At 68.1% G+C, this 22,563-nt stretch carries 21 protein-coding genes; 7 read left to right on the forward strand and 14 right to left on the reverse strand.

Annotated features, from left to right (window positions below):
• Positions 1–80: 80 nt before the first annotated feature.
• The 9 genes from HMPREF2716_RS09955 to gspG form a co-directional block, all read right to left on the reverse strand.
• Positions 81–1,193 (reverse strand): substrate-binding domain-containing protein, encoded by a 1,113-nt coding sequence (locus HMPREF2716_RS09955; protein ID WP_070621876.1) that lies wholly within the window; start codon positions 1,191–1,193, stop codon positions 81–83.
• An 85-nt stretch (positions 1,194–1,278) separates the two neighbouring features.
• Complete coding sequence (gene lapA / locus HMPREF2716_RS09960; RefSeq protein WP_003112123.1) at positions 1,279–2,385, reverse strand: alkaline phosphatase LapA; 1,107 nt, start codon at positions 2,383–2,385, stop codon at positions 1,279–1,281.
• Between the two features lie 512 nt (positions 2,386–2,897).
• Entirely contained in the window at positions 2,898–4,112 is a 1,215-nt protein-coding gene (gene gspF, locus HMPREF2716_RS09965) for a type II secretion system inner membrane protein GspF (RefSeq protein ID WP_003112721.1), read from the reverse strand.
• A complete protein-coding gene (gene gspE / locus HMPREF2716_RS09970) occupies positions 4,112–5,521 on the reverse strand; it encodes a type II secretion system ATPase GspE (RefSeq protein WP_003112722.1) in 1,410 nt (469 codons plus the stop codon). The genes gspF and gspE overlap by 1 nt, the downstream gene beginning before the upstream one ends.
• A complete protein-coding gene (gene gspD / locus HMPREF2716_RS09975) occupies positions 5,518–7,929 on the reverse strand; it encodes a type II secretion system secretin GspD (protein WP_009315212.1) in 2,412 nt (803 codons plus the stop codon). The genes gspE and gspD overlap by 4 nt, the downstream gene beginning before the upstream one ends.
• On the reverse strand, positions 7,926–8,519 hold the full coding sequence (locus HMPREF2716_RS09980) for a type II secretion system protein M (RefSeq protein WP_003112724.1): 594 nt from the start codon (positions 8,517–8,519) through the stop codon (positions 7,926–7,928). The genes gspD and HMPREF2716_RS09980 overlap by 4 nt, the downstream gene beginning before the upstream one ends.
• Entirely contained in the window at positions 8,506–9,717 is a 1,212-nt protein-coding gene (gene gspL, locus HMPREF2716_RS09985; protein ID WP_016253830.1) for a type II secretion system protein GspL, read from the reverse strand. The genes HMPREF2716_RS09980 and gspL overlap by 14 nt, the downstream gene beginning before the upstream one ends.
• Positions 9,714–10,679, reverse strand: a complete 966-nt coding sequence (gene gspK, locus HMPREF2716_RS09990; RefSeq protein WP_003106847.1) for a type II secretion system minor pseudopilin GspK — start codon at positions 10,677–10,679, stop codon at positions 9,714–9,716. The genes gspL and gspK overlap by 4 nt, the downstream gene beginning before the upstream one ends.
• A gap of 7 nt (positions 10,680–10,686) precedes the next feature.
• Positions 10,687–11,136, reverse strand: a complete 450-nt coding sequence (gene gspG, locus HMPREF2716_RS09995; RefSeq protein ID WP_003085349.1) for a type II secretion system major pseudopilin GspG — start codon at positions 11,134–11,136, stop codon at positions 10,687–10,689.
• A 233-nt stretch (positions 11,137–11,369) separates the two neighbouring features.
• Here gspG and gspI point away from each other — a divergent pair, with 233 nt between their 5' ends.
• Positions 11,370–11,744: a type II secretion system minor pseudopilin GspI gene (gene gspI / locus HMPREF2716_RS10000; RefSeq protein WP_003085347.1), complete on the forward strand. Its 375-nt coding sequence runs from the start codon at positions 11,370–11,372 to the stop codon at positions 11,742–11,744.
• 2 nt (positions 11,745–11,746) lie between these two features.
• Here gspI and HMPREF2716_RS10005 read toward each other — a convergent pair whose 3' ends face one another.
• Positions 11,747–12,178 carry a type II secretion system protein N gene (locus tag HMPREF2716_RS10005; protein WP_004366502.1) on the reverse strand — a complete coding sequence of 144 codons (432 nt, stop codon included), beginning with the start codon at positions 12,176–12,178 and terminating at the stop codon, positions 11,747–11,749.
• 146 nt (positions 12,179–12,324) lie between these two features.
• Between HMPREF2716_RS10005 and gspH the strand changes: the two genes are divergently transcribed.
• Together gspH and HMPREF2716_RS10015 are read left to right on the forward strand one after the other, a co-directional pair.
• Positions 12,325–12,774 (forward strand): type II secretion system minor pseudopilin GspH, encoded by a 450-nt coding sequence (gene gspH / locus HMPREF2716_RS10010; protein ID WP_003106853.1) that lies wholly within the window; start codon positions 12,325–12,327, stop codon positions 12,772–12,774.
• Complete coding sequence (locus tag HMPREF2716_RS10015; protein ID WP_003120814.1) at positions 12,758–13,399, forward strand: PulJ/GspJ family protein; 642 nt, start codon at positions 12,758–12,760, stop codon at positions 13,397–13,399. Before gspH ends, HMPREF2716_RS10015 begins: the two co-directional genes overlap by 17 nt.
• Before the next feature lie 9 nt (positions 13,400–13,408).
• On the opposite strand, the gene vreR is transcribed toward HMPREF2716_RS10015, so the two are convergent.
• The 3 genes from vreR to vreA form a co-directional block, all read right to left on the reverse strand.
• Positions 13,409–14,368 carry an anti-sigma factor VreR gene (vreR, locus tag HMPREF2716_RS10020; protein WP_003106396.1) on the reverse strand — a complete coding sequence of 320 codons (960 nt, stop codon included), beginning with the start codon at positions 14,366–14,368 and terminating at the stop codon, positions 13,409–13,411.
• A 69-nt stretch (positions 14,369–14,437) separates the two neighbouring features.
• Positions 14,438–14,983, reverse strand: coding sequence for an RNA polymerase sigma factor VreI (gene vreI / locus HMPREF2716_RS10025; protein WP_003085329.1), 546 nt, complete (start codon positions 14,981–14,983; stop codon positions 14,438–14,440).
• Complete coding sequence (gene vreA, locus HMPREF2716_RS10030) at positions 14,980–15,696, reverse strand: TonB-dependent outer membrane receptor VreA (protein WP_003120815.1); 717 nt, start codon at positions 15,694–15,696, stop codon at positions 14,980–14,982. The genes vreI and vreA overlap by 4 nt, the downstream gene beginning before the upstream one ends.
• A gap of 165 nt (positions 15,697–15,861) precedes the next feature.
• On the opposite strand from vreA, the gene HMPREF2716_RS10035 reads away from it, so the two are divergent.
• On the forward strand, positions 15,862–16,182 hold the full coding sequence (locus tag HMPREF2716_RS10035; protein ID WP_003455167.1) for a hypothetical protein: 321 nt from the start codon (positions 15,862–15,864) through the stop codon (positions 16,180–16,182).
• Positions 16,183–16,299: 117 nt separating this feature from the next.
• Here the strand turns inward: HMPREF2716_RS10035 and pigA are convergent, their stop codons facing one another.
• Positions 16,300–16,896 (reverse strand): biliverdin-producing heme oxygenase PigA, encoded by a 597-nt coding sequence (pigA, locus tag HMPREF2716_RS10040; protein WP_023913126.1) that lies wholly within the window; start codon positions 16,894–16,896, stop codon positions 16,300–16,302.
• A gap of 251 nt (positions 16,897–17,147) precedes the next feature.
• On the opposite strand from pigA, the gene imuA reads away from it, so the two are divergent.
• Genes imuA through dnaE2 form a run of 3 tightly spaced genes read left to right on the forward strand, consistent with a single transcriptional unit; the run spans position 17,148 to position 22,247 of the window.
• Entirely contained in the window at positions 17,148–17,753 is a 606-nt protein-coding gene (gene imuA, locus HMPREF2716_RS10045) for a translesion DNA synthesis-associated protein ImuA (protein ID WP_031627677.1), read from the forward strand.
• 7 nt (positions 17,754–17,760) lie between these two features.
• Positions 17,761–19,176, forward strand: a complete 1,416-nt coding sequence (locus HMPREF2716_RS10050) for a Y-family DNA polymerase (protein WP_003120817.1) — start codon at positions 17,761–17,763, stop codon at positions 19,174–19,176.
• The gene (gene dnaE2, locus HMPREF2716_RS10055) at positions 19,152–22,247 is read left to right on the forward strand and encodes an error-prone DNA polymerase (RefSeq protein ID WP_073650773.1); all 3,096 of its coding nucleotides are present in this window, start codon (positions 19,152–19,154) and stop codon (positions 22,245–22,247) included. The genes HMPREF2716_RS10050 and dnaE2 overlap by 25 nt, the downstream gene beginning before the upstream one ends.
• Positions 22,248–22,563 lie beyond the last annotated feature (316 nt).

The raw sequence follows: 22,563 nt of genomic DNA on the forward strand, positions 1-22,563 counted from the left end.
CTTCATGGAGCGGAGCGAGGAGCCTGGGCGAACGGAAACACGACGGCAGCCGGATTTCAGCCACCGTCATGACAGGTCACTCATGGACGCCCTTTGCCGTTGCAGACGGAGGGATTGTTGATCGCGAGGTTTTCGCTGGTACCAGTGATGAAGGCGCTCATGATGGCGCTCTTCCAGGAAGCGACCAGGGGTACGAAACGGTGGTCAGCTACCGCTCTATTTTTAGTGGTGCCGCCATAATGCTGGGTAAGGAAGGCACGCAGGTCGGCGGCAACAGTGGCATCCTTGTAGCACTGGCCAAAGACAAAGTTGGTATAGCCGACGATGGAGTAGCCTGCGTTCGGGTTGACGAAGACCGGTATCCACTTGCTCGGATCGGCGCGATCTGCAGCGACACCCGGCGGAGCCACGCTACGAACAGCGATCACGCGATTGGCTAGAGTAGGGAGCAAGCCATTCACTCGCGCGATCTTTGAATTGTCGCTCAGGTCCACACCATCAGGCCCCTCATAGCCGATCGAGCCTGACACATTGTCGACGGCATTCCTGACACTTTCATAAGGCTGTACTGCCACCCAGTTGCTCGGCAGCGCACCGCCGGCCGGCAGACGGGCGTTCGTGAAGATCGAGTTGGTGGCGAAGCGAGTCGGGCAGACCGAGTTCAGGTGGCGGGTCAGCAACTCGGTGGCTCCACTGCCGCCCCGCTGGTAGACGATACGAATCGGCGTACGGTCGGCGGGGTTCCCCAATAGTTGCCCCCAAGTGACCTTGGCGCCGGAAAAGGCATCGCAGAGCTGGGCACTGGTCAGGTTCAGGTCGGTAATGTCGGGCTTCTTGTAAGGAATGGTTACTGCGGTACCCGCCAATGGAATCTGGATCAGTGGACCATATGCGCCTCTATAGTTGGTTGAATAGGCGCTCAGTTCGCTGCTACTCAAGATCGAGTCACTACCAATGTAGTGGACGGTGCCGGTAGTAGCGCCAAGCAGCATGGGGTTATTCATCAGGAAAGCGGTCTTGCCAATGCCGCTGCCGCTTGCGGCATAGCTGAAGTTGATTGGCAGGATGCTGTCGGCAGAACCTTTGTACAACTTGGCCGGCATGGAAGCACCACCGCCGGTCACCGTAGCGCCCAGCGTTGTATGACTGGTCAAGAGCGTCAGAGCAACGACGCCAAACATTGGCTTGAGCATGAAAACCTCCTGGGTTCCCCACAAGAAAAAAGACCGGCAGCCATAGGGCTGCCGGTCCTCGTATCGATTCGCCTAGGCGAAGCGCTTACGGGCGGCCTTTGGTGTTGCAGACGTTGGTGTTGCCGATGGCCAGGTTTTCGCTGGTGCCGGTGTAGAAGGCGCTCACGATGGCGCTCTTCCAGGCCGGAGTCAGCGGGATGAAGCCATGGGCGGCAACTGCGGCGTTGGTGGTAGTGCCACCGTAGTGCTTGTTGATGAAGGCGCGGACGTCGGTGGAAACGCTGGCGTCCTTGTAGCACTGGCCGAAGACGAAGTTGGTGTAACCGACGATGGAGTAGCCGGCGCTCGGATTGGTGAACACCGGAACCCACTTGCTGGGGTCCGCACGGTCGGCGGCGTTGGCCGGCGGAGCCACGCTGCCCAGGGCAGTGGAAACGTTAGCCTGGGTCGGCAGGTTGCCGTTCACACGGGAAACCTCGGCGTTGCTGTTGATGTTCACCGCATCCGGGCTGACATAGCCGAGGGAGCCGTTGGTTGCCTTGACGGTCGACACCACGGTGGAAGTGGCGGCGACGCCAACCCAGTTGCTCGGCAACGTACCGCCGGCCGGCAGACGGGCGTTGGTAAAGGTCGAGTTGGTGGCGAAGCGAGTCGGGCAGATCGAGTTCAGGTGGCGGGTGAACAGTTCGGTGGTGCCGCTGCTACCGGTGCGATAGACGATGCGGATCGGCGTGCTGTCGGTGGTGCCCAGCAGTTGACCCCAGGTGGTCTTGGCGCCGGAGAAGGCGTCGCAGAGTTGGGCGCTGGTCAGGTTGAGCGTGGTGTTGCCGTCCTTGCGATAGGGCACGGTGACCGAGGTGGCTACCGACGGGATCTGGATCAGCGGACCGTAGGTGCCGTTGTAGTTGCTGTTGTAGGTGGTCAGTTCGCTACCGCTGAGGACCGAGTCGCTACCGGCATAGTGAACGGTACCGGTGGTGCCGAACAGCGAGGAGTTGTTGGTCAGGAAAGCGTTCTTGCCGGTGCCGCTGCCGGTCACGGCATAGCTGAAGTTGGCCGGCAGGATGCTGTCGGCGGAGCCTTTGTACAGCTCGGCCGGCAGGGAAGCGCCACCGCCGGTGACGGCCATGGCTTGGGCGGATACGAGGGCGGCCACGCTCAGCGAGGCAGCGATCAGAGAGCGCTTGAACATGAAGAATCTCCTTTCATCGTGGTGTTGGTACGTTGAGGAAGTCGTCTTGCATGAGGCGGCGCCGTGCTTGCCGGGCTTTGCATCCCTAGCCGGTCGAAGGGGCCGCTGGGGATAAAACTCGCAAGTTCCGGTGACAGATCGGGGAAAAAATCTCGGGAGCATCGAATTGTTTTCGCAGCCTTTCCTCGGGTGTTCGCAGGCTCTGCGCCGGGCCTTTTCGCGGGACCTGCGAGGTTCCGCGAGCGCCTCCCGGCGGCCGGCCCGCGACGGCCATGGCGCGCCCTCGGGGCAACCTCGCTGAAACATGCACCCGAGCCCTGGCGAGGGGCCACACGGGTTGATGACAGCGAGAGGAAGGCCGGCTTGCACAAGCCCACCCGTAGGGCGGATTACGCCAGCGGCGTTATCCGCCGATACCTCTCTTCGGAAGACTGCTGAGACGCCCCATCCCCACGGCGGATAGCCGCGAGCGGTTAATCGCCCAGCACGGGAAAGGCTTGTTCAGGCACGGACTACTGGACCAGTTGGTTCATCTCGATGATCGGCATCAGCACCGCCATCACGATGGTCAGCACCACCCCGCCCATGACCACGATCATCAGCGGCTCGAGCAACGCGGTCATGCCCATGGCGCGGCGCTCGATGTCGCGCGACAGGGTCTGCGCCGCGCGGTCGAGCATCGGCGGCAGCGCACCGGTCTTCTCGCCGCTGGCGATCAGGTGGGTGAGGATCGGCGGGAACACCTGCCGCGTGCGCAGCGCCGAGGCCAGCGAGACACCTTCGCGAACCTGCGCGGTGGCCTCCTCCACCGCCTGCGCGAGGCAGTCGTTGGCCAACGTCTGGCGCGCCGCATCGAGCGCGCGCAGCAGCGGTACGCCGGCGCTGCCGAGGATCGCCAGGGTGGAGGCGAAGCGCGCGGTGTTCACCCCGAGCACGAAGCGACCGAGCAGAGGCAGGCGCAGCACTCGCCGGTGCCAGCCGAGCCGCGCCTGCGGGTCGCGCAGGTACAAGCGCCAGCCCCAGTAAGCGCTACCGATGGCGCCGGCGCAGAGCCAGCCCCAGGCGCGCACGAAGTCGCTGGCCTGGAGCATCGCCCGGGTCAGCGCCGGCAGGTCCTGGCGCGCCTGGGAGAAGGCGCTGACCACCTGCGGCACCACGTAGCCGAGGAGGAAAATGACGATGCCGATGGAGACCACGCCGACCACCGCCGGGTAGATGAACGCGGTGAGGATCTTGCCGCGCAGGGCGTTGCGTTCCTCGATGTAGTCGGCCAGGCGCTCCATCACCTGGGCCAGGTCGCCGGACTCCTCGCCCGCAGCCACCAGCGCCCGGTAGATTTCCGGGAAGTCCCGCGGCCGTGCGGCAAGGGCGTCGGCCAGGCGCATGCCGCCGCGCACGTCGCTGCGCACGGCGCTCAGGGTCTGGGCGATGTGCTTGCGCTCGGCCTGGTCGAGGGTGGCGCTCAGCGCCGCCTCCAGCGGCAGGCTGGCGGCCAGCAGGCTGGCCAGCTGGCGGGTGGCCCAGGCCAGGTCGCCGTCGGACAGGCGCGGGGCGAACAGCGCGCCCGCCCCTTGCCCGGTCCCGCCGCCAGCCTGCTCGCGGACCTCCAGCGGGGTCAGGCCGCGGGCGCGCAGTTGGCCGAGGGCGCCACGCTGGCTGTCCGCCTCCAGGGTGCCGGTCTCGATCCGGCCCTGGGCGTCGGCGGCTTCGTAACGGAAGGTCTGCATCAGGCGTCCCGGGTCACGCGGAGGATTTCCTCCAGGGTGGTGGAGCCGCTGGCGATCCAGCGCTCGCCGTCCTCGCGCATGCTGCGCATGCCGGCCGCGCGGGCGGCTTCGCGGAGATCCTGCTCGGCGCGGCCCTGGTGGACCAGGCGGCGGATCTCGTCGTCGATCACGAACAGTTCGTGGATGCCGGTGCGCCCGCTGTAGCCGGTCTGGTTGCAAGCCGGGCAGCCGACCGCGCGCCAGCCGCCGTCCTCTTCGACCCGGCAATGCGTGCACAGGCGCCGCACCAGGCGCTGGGCGAGTACGCCAAGCATCGACGAGGCGAGCAGGAACGGCTCGACCCCCATGTCCACCAGCCGCGTCACTGCCGACACCGCGTCGTTGGTGTGCAGCGTGGCCAGCACCAGGTGCCCGGTGAGCGAAGCCTGCACGGCGATCTGCGCGGTCTCCAGGTCGCGGATCTCGCCGATCATGATGATGTCCGGGTCCTGCCGGAGGATCGCCCGCAGGGCTACGGCGAAGGTCATGTCGATGCGCGCGTTGACCTGGATCTGGCTGATCCCCGGCAGGTCGTACTCCACCGGGTCCTCGACGGTGAGGATGTTGCTGGTGCTGGCGTCGAGCCGCGCCAGGGCGGCGTAGAGGGTGGTGGTCTTGCCGCTGCCGGTGGGCCCGGTGACCAGCACGATGCCGTGCGGCTGGCGGATCAGGTTGTCCAGCGGCGCCAGCACGCCGGGAGCCATGCCCAGGGTCTCCAGCCTCAGGCGTCCGGCCTGCTTGTCGAGCAGGCGCATCACCACCCGTTCGCCGTGGCCGGTGGGCACGGTGGAGACGCGAATGTCGATCGGCCGCCCGGCTACCCGCAAGGCGATGCGGCCGTCCTGGGGCAGGCGTTTCTCGGCGATATCCAGCTGCGCCATGATCTTGATCCGCGACACCAGCGCCGCGTGCAGCGCCTTGCGCGGCGCGACCACGTCGCGCAGGGCGCCGTCGACGCGATAGCGCACCACCGAATGGGTCTCGAAGGGCTCGATGTGGATGTCGCTGGCCTCATCGCGCGCGGCCTGGGTCAGCAGCGCGTTGATCATGCGGATCACTGGCGCGCCATCCTGGGTGTCGAGCAGGTCGGTAACCTCGGGGATATCGTCCATCAGGCGGTCGAGGTCGACCTCGCTCTCCGCCGCGCCGACCACCGCCGCGGCGCTGCCGGTATCGGAGTAGGCGCTGGCCAGCAGGGTGTCGAGCTCGTCGTCGCGGACGCTCTCCAGGCTGGCCGGCGCATGCCGCTGGCGCACCTCGCTGATCGCCCAGCCGGGCGTGCGCGGGCTGACCAGCAGGGTCGCGCCATGCTCGCCCGGCCGCAGCAAGGCGCGCTGCGCCTTGGCCCAGGCGTAGGGCAGCAGGCTCATAGCGGCGCCGCCTCGCCCAACGGTACCGCGCGCAGCGGCCGCGGGCTCGGGCGCAAGTCGTAGGCGGCCTGCGGGATGCCCTGCTGCGCCGGCGGCAGCACCGGAGCCTGCATGTCGCCGACGCTCCAGTCGTGGCGCGGCTGCACGCGCTGCTGGGCGCGGCGGATGAAGTCGTAGCGGTTGAGGGTGATGCTGCGGCCGGCGGCGGCGTCGCGGACGATGTAGGGACGCAGGAAGACCATCAGGTTGGTCTTGGTCCGCGAGCGCTTCTGGTAGCGGAACAGCGAGCCGACGCCGGGGAGGCTGGAGAGTCCGGGAACGCCGTCGGTGTTGTCCTGCACGTTGTCCTGCAACAGGCCGCCGAGGACCATGATCTGGCCGTCGTCGAGGAGGATGCTGGTATCGATCGCGCGCTTGTTGGTGACCACCCCGGCGGCGGTGCTGGCGCGCTCGTCGACGCTGCTGACCTCCTGGTAGACGTCGAGCTTGACCGTTCCTCCCTCGGAGATCTGCGGACGGATGTTCAGCTTCAGGCCGACGTCCTCGCGCTGGATGGTCTGGAACGGGTTGTTGCTGGTACCGCCGCCGTCGGTGACGTACTGGCCGCTGACGAAGGGTATGGTCTGGCCGACCATGATGCTCGCCGACTCGTTGTCCAGGGTCAGCAGGTTCGGGGTCGACAGGACGTTGGTGCCGCCGCGGCTCTTCAGCGCCCGGGCGAGCACCTTGAGGTCGAGGATCTTGCCGATCCCGGGGATGTCCACGGTGCCATCCACCAGGCCGATGTTGAGCCCCTTGGGCAACACGTCGATGGTGTTCTTGCCGGCCGTGTTCAGCGCCGACTGGCCGAAGTTGACCCCGCCGAACACGCCGTTGCCGCCGAGGTTGCCGGCCTGCCACTGGATGCCGAACTCGCTGGAGTCGTCTTCGCTGACCTCGACGATCAGGCTTTCGATCACCACCTGGGCGCGGCGCTGGTCGAGCAGGTCGATGACTTCGCGGAGGTTGCGGTACAACGGCTCGGGTGCGGAAATCAGCAGGGTGTTGGTGGTGGCGTCGGCCTGTACGGTGACCCCGCCGGCGGAGAACGCCGAGTTCTCCTCGCCCATCGCACCGGGTCCGGCGCCGCCCTGGCCGCTGCCCATCGCACCATAGGCGCCGCCGCTGCGGTTGCTGCCGCCCAACCCGCTGGAACCGCTGCCCGTGGTATTGCCGCTGCTCCCCAGGCCCTGGCTACCAGTACCGCTATTGCCGCCACCGAGCATGCCGCCGCCGCTCAGGCGCGCGCGCTGCTGGTCGCCCTCGTTGCCCTCGCCGCCGCTGTCGCCGGTGATCAGCCCGCGCAGGGCCTGGGCCAGGCGGGTCGCCTGGGCGTTGCGCAAGTAGACCACATGGAGGTTGCCGGGATTGCTTTGCACGCTGTCCAGCTTGCCGATCAGGTCGCGCGCCAATTGCGTGCGCTCTGGGCTCGGCGAGCGGATCACGATGCTGTTGGAGCGTGGGTCGGCGAGCACCACGGTCTTCTGGCCCTGCTCGGCGCCGCCGCTGCCCTGGCTGTCGAGCAGTTCGGAGACGGTGCTGGCGATGTCCACCGCGATGCCGTTCTGGATCGGCACCACGTCGGTGTCGCTGGCGCTGGGGATGTCGATGCTGGCGATGATCCCGGCGACCCGGTCGAGGTTTTCCGCGTAGTCGGTGACCACCACGGTGTTGTTCCCCGGATAGGCATTGATCGGGTTGTTCTGCGCGACGATCGGGCGCAGTACCGGGATCAGGTTCACCGCGTTCTCGTAGCGCAGGCGGAAGGTCCGCGTGACCATACCGTTGGCCGCCGGCCGGTCGGCGCCGTAGACCGGCCCGCCGAGCAGCTTGGCGTCGGCCTCCGGCACCACCTGGCTGACCCCGTCGACGTCGACCACGCTGAAGCCCTGCATGCGCAGGGCGCTGGTGAGCATGCGGTAGGCGGTGCGCGCCGGCACCTGGCCTTCGGAAACCAGGGTCAGCTTGCCCTTCACCCGCGGGTCGACCAGGAACTGCCGGCCGGTGGCGCGCGACAGCGCGCGCACCACCGCTTCCACCTCGGTATCGACGAAATTCAGGCTGACCGGCTGCTCGCCGAGTTCGGCCGCTGTCGCTGAGACCGGAGCCACGCCACCGGAGCGCGCTACGCCGCGTCCGGCACTCAGCGCGCGGCGGGCCTGCTCGGCCTGGGGCCGCTCGCGGACGTCGGCGCTGCGCAACGGCGCACCGGAGCGGACACTGCTCAGCGGCCGGCCAACTTCCTCGTCGGCCGGGGGCACGCCGGGGACCTTCGGCGTCTCGCTACACGCCGCGACCAGCAGCGCGCCCAGCGCCACGCCCAGTACAGGCCAACGACGCCGGGCATGGTGGAAAGCTGATTGCCTCATGGGGAATCCTTGGGAGCGGAAGTCGACTGCAAATGGATCGAGGCGGACACCAGCCCGCCGGACAGCTCGTTCGAAGAGCCGGAGCGCTCCTCGGAAGGAGCGTCGAGACGCGTCACCTGCGCCTCGCTGACGCTCAGGCGCAACGCTGCCGGGCTGCGCGCCAGCCAGCGCAGCAAGGCCTCGCCGGACACGCTGGCGAAGTCCAGTTGCCATTGGCCCGGTTGCGGGGCGTCCAGTTGGAAACCGTCGAGTCCCTGATCGCGCAGGCTGCGACGGATCGCCTCGGCGTCCGCCGTACCGCTCAGGGTCGGACCGCGCAACGCCTCGACCTCACGCAACACGCCGTCCACCGCCGCAGCCTGCGCACGCAGGCGCGGCAGTTCGGCTTGCCAATGCTCGATCCGCGCCAGCGGCGGATCGACGAACACTTGCCAGGTCAGCGCCAGGCATAGCGCCAGGCCACCGCCGGCGAGAATCTTGCGCTCGCGCGGCGCCAGTTGCCGCCAGTAGGCCTGCAATCGCAGCAGCAGGGGACTCCAGCGCTGCGCCGGAGTATTCAGCAGGCCCGCCAGGCGCTTATTCATCTTCATCGGCAGCCGCCTCGGCAGTGCCACTGTCTGCCGCGCCAGCGGCCGGCGCTGGCGGCGCTTCCATGGCGCGCACCTGCCAGCCCTTGTCGGAGGCATCGGCCTGCAACCCGTGCTTGCCCAACTCGCCCTGCCAGGCAGCGGCATCGCCGCCTGGCGGTCCCGGCAGCAGCTCCAGGTCCAGTTCGCCGGCGTGGTAGTCCAGTCGTTGCAGGCGCCCGGCGAGGAACGGCATCGCCTCGCCGGCGCCATGCAGCAGCGCGGCCAGTCCCGGTGCGGCATCGCCATCGGCCTTGCCGGCCAGATAGGCGTCGCGTCGCTCGCGAGCCTGGCGCAGCGGATCGAGCACCACCGGCAGTTCCGGGAAGGCCTGCTGCACGCGTTGACTGCTCTGCCGTTGCAAGGACTGGCCCTGCTCGGCCAGTTGCCCGGCGTACAGGTTCAGACCGGCGACCCACACCAGCAAGGCCAGGGCAGCGCAGAACAGGGGCATCTTCCAGGTGCCGTTGCCGGCGCTCGTCGCCGGCGCTTTCAGCGCCAATCCCCACGGACTGGCGGGCCCGCTCCAGCGCAGCGCTTCGTCCAGCGCCTCGGCCCGCTCCAGGGCTGCGGAGCGCCACGCCGGTCGCTCGCCCAGCCAGAACAGCCGCAACTCCTGCGGGACCTCAGCGAGGCCCTGCTCCGGCAAGGGATGGACCACAGCGTCGCTCAGCGAGCGGCGCAACAGCAGATGGCCGTCCCACTCGCCGGCCACCCAAGCGTCATCGCGCAACGGCAGGAGGAACGGCGCGGCCTGCACCTCCCGCACGTCGAGCCGCAGCCGCTGTACGGCCTGCTCCAGCGAGGCCAGCGCCGACGCCTCCAGCCACCCCAAGGTCAGGCGCCCGTCGGCGCCGCGCGGGCCGTGGGCCAGGCGTAGCTGCGCCGGATCGCCGAGGACCAGCGCCTCGGCCGCACAGTTCACCGCGGCGGCAAGCTTCGCCGCAGGCAGCGCCGGCAGTTCGAGACTGACCAGGCGGCAATCGCGCGGATGCAGGAACAGCGCCACCGGCAACCCCTGGCGCCGCCGCGCCAGTTCCGCGAGCGAGACCTCGATTCGTTCCTGCACCGCGCCGCGCGCATCCAGGCGCAAACAATGCAGCGGCGCCGCCTCGGCGAACTCGCTCAGCGGCGGCAGCAGGCAACGCCAGGCGGCCTTCATGAGCCCACCCTCATCCAGTTGACCGCCGTGCTTTCACCGGCCTTGCGCTGCACCAGGGCTTGCAGGCGCACCTCTTGCCGGTCGCGCCGAGCATAGGCGGTGAGCAGGAACCAGTCGCTGGTGATCCCGACCTTCACCGACTGCGCCTGCAATTGCGGCATGTTCAGGCGGTTGACGAAGTCGCCGCGATTGAGGAACCAGCGGCCCCGGTCGCGCTCGCCGAGCACCCGCCGCGCCTGGTCCAGCCCGAGGCCGGGGACACAGGCGGCGAGCACTTCGGCGCGCGCGGTGTTGCCGTTGATCCAGGTGGTTTCGGGCAGGATGGTGACGTAGGGTCGCAGGCGTTCCAGGGTCGCCGGCGGAATGCCCAGCCGCGCCAGGTCGTCGAGACGCCTGAGCGCCGGCATGCGCGCCGGAAGCGCACGCAACACGGCGCCCGGCGAAGTCTCGCGGCCGCTGTCGAAACCTGCGGGTTGCGTCTCGGCCGGCGGCGCTTCGGCGGGCAGCCGTGCATAGGAATCGAGTACCCGCTCGACGATCAGCCGCGTCTCCTTCGGGCGCACGCCGAGCAGACCGGCGAGGCGTTCGAAGTTCGCTCGCTCCTGGAGATCGGGGCGTTGGTCGACCAACAGGTTGCGCAGGTTGAACTTGCCCTGCTCGTCTTCCAGTTGGCCGTTGAACGGCAATTCGGCGCTGCTCAGACGCAAGCCACGCATCGGTTGCGCCCAGCGCTGGTCGAGGCGGGTCAGCGGGTCGCGGCGGCTGTCCTCGAGCAGCAACTGGCGGCTCCATTCCAGGCCGCCGCGCAGCATCCAGCCGGCCTGGATGCGTAGCTGCTCGCTTTCCAGGGCGCGGATGAATGCGCTCTGGCGGGCGATCAGGCCGGCGGCTATGACCGCGACCACGGTGACGATCAGCAGCGCGCTGATGATCGCCATGCCGCGCTGGCGATGACCGTTCATGGCGCGCTCAGAGCTGCCAGGAGCCGATGTCGGCGTTGATGCCCTCGCCGCCCGGCTGCCCGTCGGCGCCGAGGGAGAACACGTCGATCTCACCGTTCACGCCGGGATTCAGGTACTGGTAGGGCTTGCCCCAGGGGTCGTTGGGCAGGCGCTCCAGGTACGAGCGCCAGTTGCTCGCCGAGGCATCGGCAGGGCGCTCCGCGAGCACCTTCAAGCCCTGCGCCTGGCTCGGATAGCGGCCCTGGTCGAGGCGGTAGAGCTTGAGCGCCTGCATCAGCCCGGAGATGTCCTGGCGCGCCGCGGTGGCGCGGGCCTGGTCGGGACGGTCGAGCACCTTGGGCACCACCATCGCGGCGAGGATGCCGAGGATCACCACCACCACCATGATCTCGATCAGGGTGAAGCCCCGCTGTCCCCGATGTCCTTTCGGGCTGGAGCTGAACTGCACGACATCCATCTCGACACTCCTCGGCATGGTTCGATTCGCCGCGGATTGTTTCAGGAAGATATGTCAACGATATTGAAAATCCTCGGGTGCGCCGCTCTTCCGGAGGCGCCCGCAAGGCCCTGGAGCCGGGCTTTCCGGCAGGCGCCGGGGATGGCTCGCGGGGGCGCCCTCCCGAGCTTTTGTCAGGGATCGGTCAGATTTCCCGGCTAGCCTGGAAGTCCCCTTTCGCCGACCTTTCCGCGATGTCCACGCGCCTGTCTTCCCGCGGTTTCACCCTGATCGAAGTGCTGGTCGCGCTGGCCATCGTCGCCATCGCCCTGGCCGCGGCGATCCGCGCGGTGGGCCTGATGACCGACGGCAATGGTCTGTTGCGCGACAAGTCGCTGGCCCTGCTGGCAGCGGAGAGCCGGCTCGCCGAGCTACGCCTGGGCGTCGGCGCGGCTCCGGGAAACAGCGATTTCGAATGCTCCCAGGGCCGCCTGCGGTTGTACTGCGAACAACGCGTCGAGGCCACCGACGACCCCGCGCTACTGTGGGTGGAAATCCGTGTGCGCACGCAGCGCGAACAGGCGGTGCCGCTGGCGCGCCTGAACACCCTGCTGAGCCGCTCCCGGTGATCTCAACCGCGCTTGAGGGTAGCCAGCGGCGGCGGTTCGGCGAGCCGCTGCATGGCCACCCGGCGAACCTCGCCGTTCTGCTCGATGAGCACCGCGTCGGCCTCGATCCGCCGCACCTTCGCCGCACGTGCCAGGACCTCGCCCTCGCGATAGGCCTGGGCCGGCGCGCCGTTCACCGAGAGGATGGCGATCGCCGCGGGACCACCGCTGATCAATCCCGCCAGTTGCACCTCTACCTCACCGGAAGGCGCCGCGAACCAGCGTTGAGCGGCGTCCTCGCCGCTGGGCGGCGGAACGTCGGCGACCTCGGCCTGGACCACGCCGGGAATCGGCGCCAGCAACAGATAGCCCCAGAACAGCAGGCCGGCGAGGATCGCCAGCACGGCGGCGAACTGGACCAGGCGGGGCGGATCGATACGGGGCATGGCCGGCATGGCGGGCTCTCCTGGCGTATGGGCGACGGGCGCCACGAACGGCGCCCCGGCACCAGCCTAGCGCGGAATTCTCTCCGTTATGTTTCACACGCCGATCATCTTCGTCGGGCACTCTGGAAACCTCTCTCTTCGCGGAGCGGCATCCGGTGAGGCGACCCCGGCAAGGCGGTTTCACCCTGATCGAACTGATGGTGGTGCTGGTAATCGTCGGCATCGCCACGGCGGCCATCAGCCTGAGCGCCCGCCCCGACCCGACGGGCCTGCTGCGCCAGGATGCCGCGCGCCTGGCGCGGTTGCTGGAAATAGCCCAGGGCGAAGCGCGGGTACGCGGTACGCCGATCCTCTGGCAGCCCAGCGCCAAGGGCTATCGCTTCAGCCCGCAGGCCTATCGCGGCAAGACCGACGCCTTCGCCGCCGACACCGAATTGCGCGCGCGCGACTGGCAGGCCGCGCCGCTGCGGGTCAGCGTGCGCCCGCCGCGACCGGTGTTGCTGGACGCCGAATGGATCGGCGCGCCGTTGCGGATAACGCTCTCCGACGGCCAACACAGCGTCACCGTGCTGCGCGAGGCGAACGGCCATGTCCGGGTACGCTGAACGCGCGACGACGCGGCGCCGGCAAGCCGGCTTCACCCTGATCGAGGTGATGGTCGCGATCATGCTCATGGCCATCGTCAGCCTGATGGCCTGGCGCGGCCTGGACAGCATCGCCCGGGCCAGCGCGCACCTGGAGGACAGCACCGAGCAGGGCGCCGCGCTACTGCGCGCGCTGAACCAACTGGAGCGCGACATCGCCCTGCACAGCGCCATCCGGGAGGAGACCGGCCTGCCCAGCGGCGACGAGCCGATCCGGGCCGGCGACAGCCTGCCGCCCGGACTCGCACTGAAGCGCCTGAGCGAGATCCCATTGCGCCTGGACATCGTCCGCGCCAGTACCGAGCCAGGCGCGCCGCTGCAGCGCGTGCGCTGGTGGCGACAGGGCAAGGTCCTCTACCGCGCCGCCTCGCCCAGCGGCGACCGCCTGCCGTTGCCGCCGCTGGCGGAGCGGGTGGCTGTGCTGGACGACGTGAGTCGGTTCGAGATCCGTGCCTGGGTGCCGGGAAAGGGCTGGACGCGCCTGCCGGCACGCAGCAAAGTCCGCGCCAGCGGACTGGAGATCAGCCTGGCACGGGTCACCCGCAACGGCGTGGAGCGCTATCGACGGGTGGTGGCCCTGCAATGAAGCGGTGGCTCAGCCGAGCAGCACCACCCCGCCCGGCAGGCGGGTGACCTCGATCCCATAGGCATCCCGGATCAGGGTCGCCACGTCGGCCAGTTGATCGAGGCTGAAACGGGCCTGGACCCGGCGTCGGCCAAGGGCCTTGTCCAGCAGCAGGAGCATGCCGGGACGGTAGCGGTTGATTTCGTCGATCACCGTGGCCAACGGTACGTCGTTGAACACCAGCATGCGCTCGCGCCAGGCCATCACCTCGGCAACGTCGAAAGGCACCGGCGGACCGTTGCGTCGCTCGTCGAAGGTCAGTTGCTGGCCGGCCTGGAGGTCCAGGCGCTGGCCGAGGTGTTCGAGCCGCACGCTGCCCTCCAGGCAGGTCACCACGCAAACGTCACCGCTGCTGCGCACATTGAAGCGGGCCCGGCTAGCGCTCAGCCAGGCGCTCCCGGCCATCACCCGCAGGCTGCTCTGCGGCGGGTGGCTGGCGATGATCTCGGCCTCGCCGCCGAGCAGTTCGATGGTTTCCTGCTGCTCTTGATTGCGCCGCACGTTCAGGCGGGTGCGGGTGTTCATCTCGATCCGCGTCTCGCCGCTCACCTGCACCTGGCGTTGCTCGCCGACCGCCGTGACATAGTCGGCGCCGCCCAGGCCATGGTCGAGCAGCGACGGGCGCAAGACGAACAACGCCACCGAGGCGGCCAGCGCACCGCCGACGAACCAGCGACGACCGAAACGCCTCGGCGCGATCTGCGCCACGGCCGGCGGCTCCAGCGGCAGAGCGGCGGCACTGCCGAGTGCCTGCCAGAGATCGCGCGCCTCGACGAACGCTCGCAGGTGTTGCGGGCTGCGCGCACACCACTGGCGGAAGGCCCGCGCGTCGCCCTGGGTGACGCGTCCGGAGGTCAGGCTGATCACCCAGGCGTGCGCTTCGTGGCGAAGGTCGCCGGTTTCATCGGCGGCGGAGTCTGAGGCTGTCATGACTGTGCTGTACGGACACCGGAATGGCTCATGGGATGGATATGGCGGCGGTTTTCCACCTGCTTATGCTTATGACGGTTTTCCGGCCCCGGGACCGAACCTCTGGATGACTTTTCTTTCCAGGCGCTCCGCGCAGAACCACAGGGCGGCCTTGAGTTCCTTCTCCACGGTGCGGGTGGAAATGCCGAAGCGACGGGAGATTTCCGCATGCGGCGTCTCTTCCAGGCGCGAGGCGATGAGAATCTGCCGACGCCGCGCCGGCAGTTCGCAAAGCGCCTCCAGCAGGCGACGGATCTCGGCGTGACCGCCGACGATGCGCTCCGGGTCGAGGCCTTCGTCGGCCACCTGCAACAGCTCCGCCACCTCCTCCCCGGTGAGCAGGCGGGCGTCGCCCTCGCGGCGGTCGGCGGCAATGTTCAGGGCAATACGGAACAGGTAGGCCTGGGGCTTCTTGACCTCCAGGGCATCATCCAGCCGGTCGACTCTCAGGTAGGTTTCGTGCAGCACGTCGCACGCCAGGTCCTCGGAGCCCAGGCGCCGTTTCAGGCGCGCCTTGAAGTCGTCGTAGGAGGCGAGGAACAGCTTCACCATCGCGCTTTGCCGCGAATCGCTCATGACCCTCCCACTCCCTCCGTCAGCTTGCATTCCATGGCCTTGCCCGTCGTCTTCGGCAGCAACAGGATGGTCAGCGGCTGGGCCAGCGTAGCGGGCGTCGCCTGCATCACCCGCACGCCGCGCAGGCTTTCCACCAGGGCGCTGTCCCGCTGCGGGTCGCCGGTCGAACCGAGCAGGCGACTGTGGCGAACCTCGCCGAAGCGACCGATCCAGAGTTGCAGCACCGCGCGATAGGTACCCGGACGAGTGCGCGGCGAGCGGCACAACTGTTCTTCCAGCGCCGCCTGGACCGCTCCCGCGTAGCGCCGATCCAGCGGCTGCTCGACCTTCGGCATCTCTGCCGGCAGCGGCGCAGCGTTCCTGACGGCCTGCGCCGGCAGCAGGGTGAACGCTTCCTGGCTGGTGTAGCGCGCCATCAGGCCGGTTCCGCCGAGCAGTCGGGTCAGGGCGTCGCTGGCGGTGAAGCGCCCCTGCAAGCGGGCCGAGCGCCGTCCACGGGCCAGTTCGCCATCCACCAGAACCGCCATTCCCGTCACCCCGCTGTAGGTCACCAGCGCCGATGCCAGGCTCTGCGGAGGAATATCGAACGCGTGCACCGCCAGGCGCAACGGCGGCCTGCCGCCATCGCCCGGCACGGCGCCGGACGCCGGCAGCAGCATGCCGAGACCGAGCAACGACACTGCGCACGACCTTGCCACCCCGAGGATCGACATCAACGGATTCCAGTCCGAACTACCCGGTTCAGGCCAGATGGCCATCACCCAGGAGGGACATCCTGATGGCACTGTGTGACTGTGGTGTGACGGTACCTGCGGTGACATGTTTTCACCGATTGCCGTATAAGCGGGAAACCACCATCCCAGCGCGGGAGAATCGCCATGCACCGTTCATCGCAGGTTCTGCCGGCCCTGATCCTGGGCCTGGCCATGAACGCCACCCTGGCCGACGAGCCGACGCCGCCGGCGAACTGCATCAACACCGAGGTCAACGGCTACCAGGCTTTGTCCTATGAATGCCTGAGCCAGCAGATGACCGATCCTGACAGCGCGGCCAGGACCCGCCGCGAACAGGAGCTGGATTCCGCCGCCATCGTCCGGCGTCCGCCAAACCAGCTCGGCCTGTACAACCAATCGGCGACGCGCATTCGCCTGGGCACCTCGTTCGGCAACTCAGTGGAAGCGCAGCGGCCGCCTCGCTAAGGGTCTCCGCAGGTCCGCGCTCCTGGCCGGCGGCGCAAGACAGAAAACCCCGGCAACCAGGCCGGGGCAATCGTCGTCGGCGAGGTTGGCCGCCGATCAAAGGACAAGGAACGCCCCTCAGGCGAAGGTACGCTCCAGCAGGTCGCCGAAACGATTGAAGGCATCGCTGGCGCCCTTGGCGGCCAGGCGCTCTTCTTCCTCGTTCAGCTCGATGCCGTCGAGGATCGCCACGAAGCTCTTCCAGCCTTGCGCGCGGCCGCCTTCCGGTTCGGCCAGATGGCGGGCGCCGAAGTTCTCGTCGAGTTCGAGCGCGGCGGCTTTCTTGAACAGGAACGCAGCGCCCAGCTTCGAACCTTCGGAAACGAACAGCCAGCCCAGTGCCTCGGCCAGGCTCAGGTCGGCCTCGCGCACGCTCTGGTCGCCCTCCGGCACCGGATGGCCGAGGTCCGCCAGGTCTGCACGAGCGGCGTCGTCGCGGGCGCGGGAAGCCAGGCCGGGGAACAGGCGGGCCAGCGCTTCGTTGCGATAAAGCGGCTCCAGGTCATGCTGGAAGAGGTACTGGGCGGCGACGAAGCGGGCGAAATTGTCCCGGCTGGCGAAGGGTTCCTTGCTCTTCACCAGGCTCTCCAGGCGCTGGTGCGGCTCGTTGGTCAGCAGGTTGAGACGTTGCGAACGCAGGTTTTGCCGAGTGGATTCAGGGACCAGGGTATCCATAGGGGAATTCCTTTCGAGGGACGGAACGCACTGGGCCGACATAGCGCGCCCAGGATCAATAACGATTCTCAATTATATTCGTTATTGAATCTCAGTGTCACATGAAAGGATGCCGACCGACTGCCATTGACCAGAAAAGGACTACAGCAAATACTGTATTTACATACAGCATTCGAGTTATTTCCTTGGCCTCCCTTTCATCCGTAGCCGACATCACCCCACCCGCAGCCGTCGCCGGACGAGGCAATGGCATAGCGCTGAGTGCGCTGCTCGACGCGCGTAGGATATGGAAAGGCCAGTCCGCCGTACCGGCCGGCGCTTCCCTGCCCACCGGGCATGCGCGCCTGGACGCACTGCTGCCCGGCGGCGGTTGGCCGGAGCATGCCCTGAGCGAAATCCTCCATGCCCGCGACGGTGTCGGCGAACTGCAACTACTGATGCCGACCCTCGCTCGCCTGACCCAGGCGCAACGTCGTGTCGTCCTGGTCGGCGCCCCCTACGTACCTTATCCGCAGGCCTGGCTGGCCGCCGCGGTCGACCTGCGCCACCTGGTCCTGTTGCAGGCCAGCGGACGCGACGCCTTGTGGGCTGCCGAACAGTGCCTGCGCTCGGGCAGTTGCGCCGCAGTGCTGTGCTGGCCGCAGCAGGCCGACGACCGCGCCCTGCGCCGCCTCCAGGTCGCCGCCGAAAGCGGTCAGGCCCTGGGTTTCGCCTATCGTCCCCTGCGCGAAGCGGTCAACCCTTCGCCGGCAGCGCTACGCCTGTGCATCGAAACCCGCCCCCCACGCCTGCGCATCCTCAAGTGCCGGGGCGGCCTCGCGCCGGCGACCGCCCTGCCAGCCAGCGCCTGGCAATGAGGCGGCCATGCTCTGGGCTTGCATTCTCCTGCCGCAACTGGCCATGGACAGCGCGCTGCGTCAACGGAACAATCCCGACGCACCGCTGGCGCTGCTCGGCGGCCCAGCGCAGCGCCGGCAGTTGCAGGCGGTCAACCCAGCGGCACGCGCGCTCGGCCTGAAGCCCGGTCAATCGCTGATCGCCGCCCAGGCCCTGAGCCGGGACTTCGCCACGGCGGAATACGACCTCGCCGCCGTGGAGCGCTGGCAGGCCTTCCTCGCCGCCTGGGCCTACGGTTTCAGCTCGCAGGTCAGCCTGCACTATCCGCGCGCGCTGCTGCTGGAAGTGCAGTCCAGCCTTGCCCTGTTCGGCCCCTGGCCACGCTTCGAGGCCCGCTTGCGCAAGGAACTCACGGCGCTGGGCTTCCGCCATCGCCTGTGCCTGGCGCCGAACCCGGTGGCGGCGAGGGTCCTGGCGAACAGCCACGACGGCCTGGCCATCGAGGACGAGACAGCGCTGCAACGCCAGTTGTCCGCCCTTCCGCTGGACCGCCTGGGACTCTCGCGGGAGCTGGCCGTCGCCCTCGGACGCATGGGACTGCGCCATCTGCGCCAGGTCCTCGAGTTGCCGCGCGCCGCCCTGGCCCGTCGCTTCCCGGCCGAACTGCTGTTGCACATCGACCGCCTCTGCGGCCGCAGCCCGCTGGCGCTGGAGCACTACCGGCCGCCGGACACCTTCGACCTGCGCATCGAACTCAATTTCGACGTGGAATCGCACCAGGCCCTGCTCTTCCCCCTGCGACGGCTGAGCGCCGATCTCGCCGCCTTTCTCGCCGGACGCGACAGCGGCGTGCAGCGCTTCACCCTGCATCTAGAGCATCACGGGCGCGCCGACAGCCAGGTCACGGTCGGCCTGCTCAGCGCCGAACGCGAGGCGGCGATGCTCTTCGAACTGACCCGCGGCCGTCTCGAACAGCTGCAACTGCCCGCCCCCGTGCATGCCGTGCGCCTGGAGGCCCGCGAGCTGCCTCCTTTCACGCCGCAGCACCGCGAACTGTTCGACGAGCGCCCACAGCAGTATCTCGGCTGGGAACAGTTGCGGGAACGCCTGCGCGCGCGGCTGGGCGACGAGGCGGTACAGGGCCTGAGCGCCGTCGCCGAACACCGTCCGGAGCGAAGCTGGCGGCCGCACAGCTGCGACAGGGCGCAATCGCCGGCAGCCTGCGGCCTCCGCCCCGGCTGGCTGCTGGCGGAGCCACGCCCCCTCGGCGAGGCCTTGCCCACCGTGCTGGCCGGCCCGGAGCGGATCGAGTCGGGCTGGTGGGATGGCGAAGACATCCGCCGCGACTATTACCTGGTGGAAACCCGCAGCGGACAACGTGCCTGGGTCTATCGCGAGGTCGGCAGCGAAGGGCCGCTGTGGCTGCATGGCTGGTTCGCATGAGCGCCTACGCCGAACTGCATTGCCTGTCCAACTTCAGTTTCCAGCGCGGCGCCTCCAGCGCCGCGGAACTCTTCGCCCGTGCAGCACGCCTGGGCTATCGGGCCCTGGCGATCACCGACGAATGCAGCCTGGCCGGTATCGTGCGGGCCTGGCAGGCGGCGCGGGAGCATCAGGTACAACTGATCATCGGCAGCGAAATCCGCCTCGAACAGGGGCCCAAGCTGGTCCTCCTGGCGGAGGACCTGGAGGGCTACCAGAACCTCTGTCGCCTCATCACCCGCGGCCGGCGACAAGCCGACAAGGGCCACTACCGGCTGCTGCGCGAAGATCTGCAACAGCCGCTCGCCGGCCTGTTGGCGATCTGGTTGCCGAACGACCATGGGGACGAGCAGGCTGCCTGGCTCCGCGAACGCTTCCCCCAGCGCCTTTGGCTGGGCGTCGAGTTGCATCGCGGCGCCGATGACGATGCCCGCCTGGACAAACTGCTCGCGCTCGCCTCGCATCTCCGGCTACCGCCCGTGGCCTGCGGCGACGTCCACATGCACGCCCGCGGCAGGCGAGCCCTGCAGGACTGCATGACAGCGATCCGCAACCATCTGCCGGTCAGCGAGGCCGGCGCCTATCTCTTCCCCAACGGGGAACGCCACCTGCGTACCCTGGAGGCCCTGCAGGGGATCTACCCGCAAGCCCTGCTGGCGGAAACCCTGAAGATCGCCGAACGCTGCCGGTTCGATCTGGAACAGCTGAAATACCAGTACCCACGCGAATTGGTACCGGCCGGACACGACCCGGCGTCATGGCTCCGCCATCTCACCGAACAGGGCATCGCCAGGCGCTGGCCGAACGGCGCGAGCGCCAAGGTCCGCAAGCAGATCGAGAGAGAACTCGAGCTGATCGCCGAACTGGGCTATGAAAGCTATTTCCTCACCGTGCAGGACATCGTCGCCTTCGCCCGGGGCCGGGAAATCCTTTGCCAGGGCCGCGGCTCGGCGGCCAATTCGGCAGTGTGCTTCGCCCTCGGCATCACCGAGCTGGACCCGGACCGGACCAACCTGCTGTTCGAGCGCTTCCTTTCCCGCGAGCGCAACGAACCACCGGACATCGACGTGGATTTCGAACACGAGCGCCGCGAGGAGGTCATCCAGTACGTTTTCACACGCTACGGACGCCAGCGCGCGGCGCTGACCGCGGTGGTCAGCACCTACCACGGCGCCGGCGCGGTGCGCGACGTAGCCAAGGCCCTGGGTCTGCCGCCCGAGCAGGTCGACGTCCTGGCCAACTGCTGCGGCCGCTGGAGCGACCAGGCCCCCAGCGCCGAACGCCTGGAAGAGGCCGGCTTCGATCCGCAGAGTCCGATCCTGCGCCGGGTGCTGGCCCTGACCGGCGAGTTGATCGGTTTTCCGCGCCACCTCTCGCAGCACCCCGGCGGCTTCGTCATCTCCGAGCAGCCATTGGACACCCTGGTCCCGGTGGAGAATGCCAGCATGGCCGAACGCACGGTGATCCAGTGGGACAAGGACGATCTCGACGCGGTCGGCCTGCTCAAGGTCGACGTCCTCGCCCTGGGCATGCTCAGCGCCCTGCGCCGCAGCTTCGACCTGATCCACGCGCTGCGCGGCGGCAAGCGGTTGAGCATCGCCAGTATCCCGAGCGAAGACCCGGCTACCTACGAAATGATCAGCCGCGCCGATACCATCGGCGTGTTCCAGATCGAGTCGCGCGCCCAGATGGCCATGCTGCCACGCCTGCGCCCGCAGAAGTTCTACGACCTGGTGATCCAGGTCGCCATCGTCCGCCCAGGGCCGATCCAGGGCGACATGGTGCATCCTTACCTGCGCCGGCGAAACGGAGAAGAGCCGGTGGCCTATCCGTCAGCCGAACTGGAGGAAGTCTTCGAACGAACCCTGGGCGTCCCGTTGTTCCAGGAACAGGTCATGGAACTGGCGATCGTCGCCGCCGACTACACACCGGGCGAGGCGGACGAACTGCGTCGCTCGATGGCCGCCTGGAAGCGTCATGGCGGCCTGGAACACCACCGCGAGCGGCTGACCCGAGGCATGCTCGCCAAGGGCTACGAGGCCGACTTCGCAGCGCGCATCTTCGAGCAGATCAAAGGCTTCGGCAGCTACGGTTTCCCTGAATCCCACGCCGCCAGCTTCGCCCTGCTCACCTACGCCAGCAGTTGGTTGAAACGTCACGAGCCGGCGGCCTTCGCCTGCGCCTTGATCAACAGTTGGCCGATGGGCTTCTACAGCCCCGACCAGTTGCTCCAGGACGCCCGCCGTCACGCCCTGCAGACACGCCCGGTGGATGTCCGCCACAGCGGTTGGGATTGCAGCCTGGAGTCGTTTGGCCAGGCGCAACCGGCCATACGCCTTGGCCTGCGGATGATCCGAGGCTTTCGCGAGGAGGATGCCAGGCGTATCGAGCAGGTCCGGGAGGCCGAGCCGTTCCTCGACGTGCACGATCTCGGCCGACGCGCCAGGCTCGACGCCCGGGCCCTGGAGTTGCTGGCCGATGCCGGCGCCCTGCGCGGTCTCGCCGGACACCGGCACAAGGCGCGCTGGGCCGTCGCCAGCGTCGAGCCGCAATTGCCGCTGTTCGCCGAAGGGACCGTCATCGAAGAGAGCACGGTCAGCCTGCCACTGCCTTCGCGCGGCGAGGAACTGCTGAGCGATTACGCTCTCCTCGGCACCACCCTCGGCCCGCATCCGCTGAAACTCTTGCGTGGACAGCTCAAGGCCCGCCGCTGCCGCGACTCCCGCGAACTGGCGAAACTGGGACATGGGCGACCGATACGGGTCGCCGGCCTGGTGGTCGGCCGGCAGCGCCCACAGACCGCCAGCGGCATCACCTTCATCACCCTGGAAGACGAGTTCGGCATGGTCAACGTGGTGGTCCGACACGACCTTGCCGAACGGCAGAGGCGGCCATTCCTCGAGTCCCGGCTGCTACAGGTGGAGGGCATCCTGGAGTCCTCCGGCGAGGTGCGCCACGTCATCGCCGGGCGCCTGCATGACCTGACCCCTCTACTCACCGGCCTGGACGTCCGCAGCCGGGATTTCCATTGAGACAAAGAAAAAGGCAGCTCGAGAGACGAGCTGCCTTGGGATGGCCAACAGGGATGGCCACGAAGGGGGGAGCGCTCAAGATACTGTTTATTCATACAGTAAATCAAGCGATTCCCTTCATCGGAAGCCACCTTTCGTCTTTCTCCTCGAAGCGAGGCCCTAACTCGCGGATCGGGATAGGTACGGCGAACGCAAGAACGCCAGCGCCATGCGGATCCGCCCGGACTCTCGCTACGCTAGACGCGAAAGAGGACATGCCAGGAGGGTTTCGGCAAGGTGAACAGGAAGCACGCCTTTTTCCGCGCGCAAAAGCAAA

The sequence above is a fragment of the Pseudomonas sp. HMSC076A11 genome (assembly GCF_001810205.1).
Lineage (GTDB): Bacteria > Pseudomonadota > Gammaproteobacteria > Pseudomonadales > Pseudomonadaceae > Pseudomonas > Pseudomonas aeruginosa.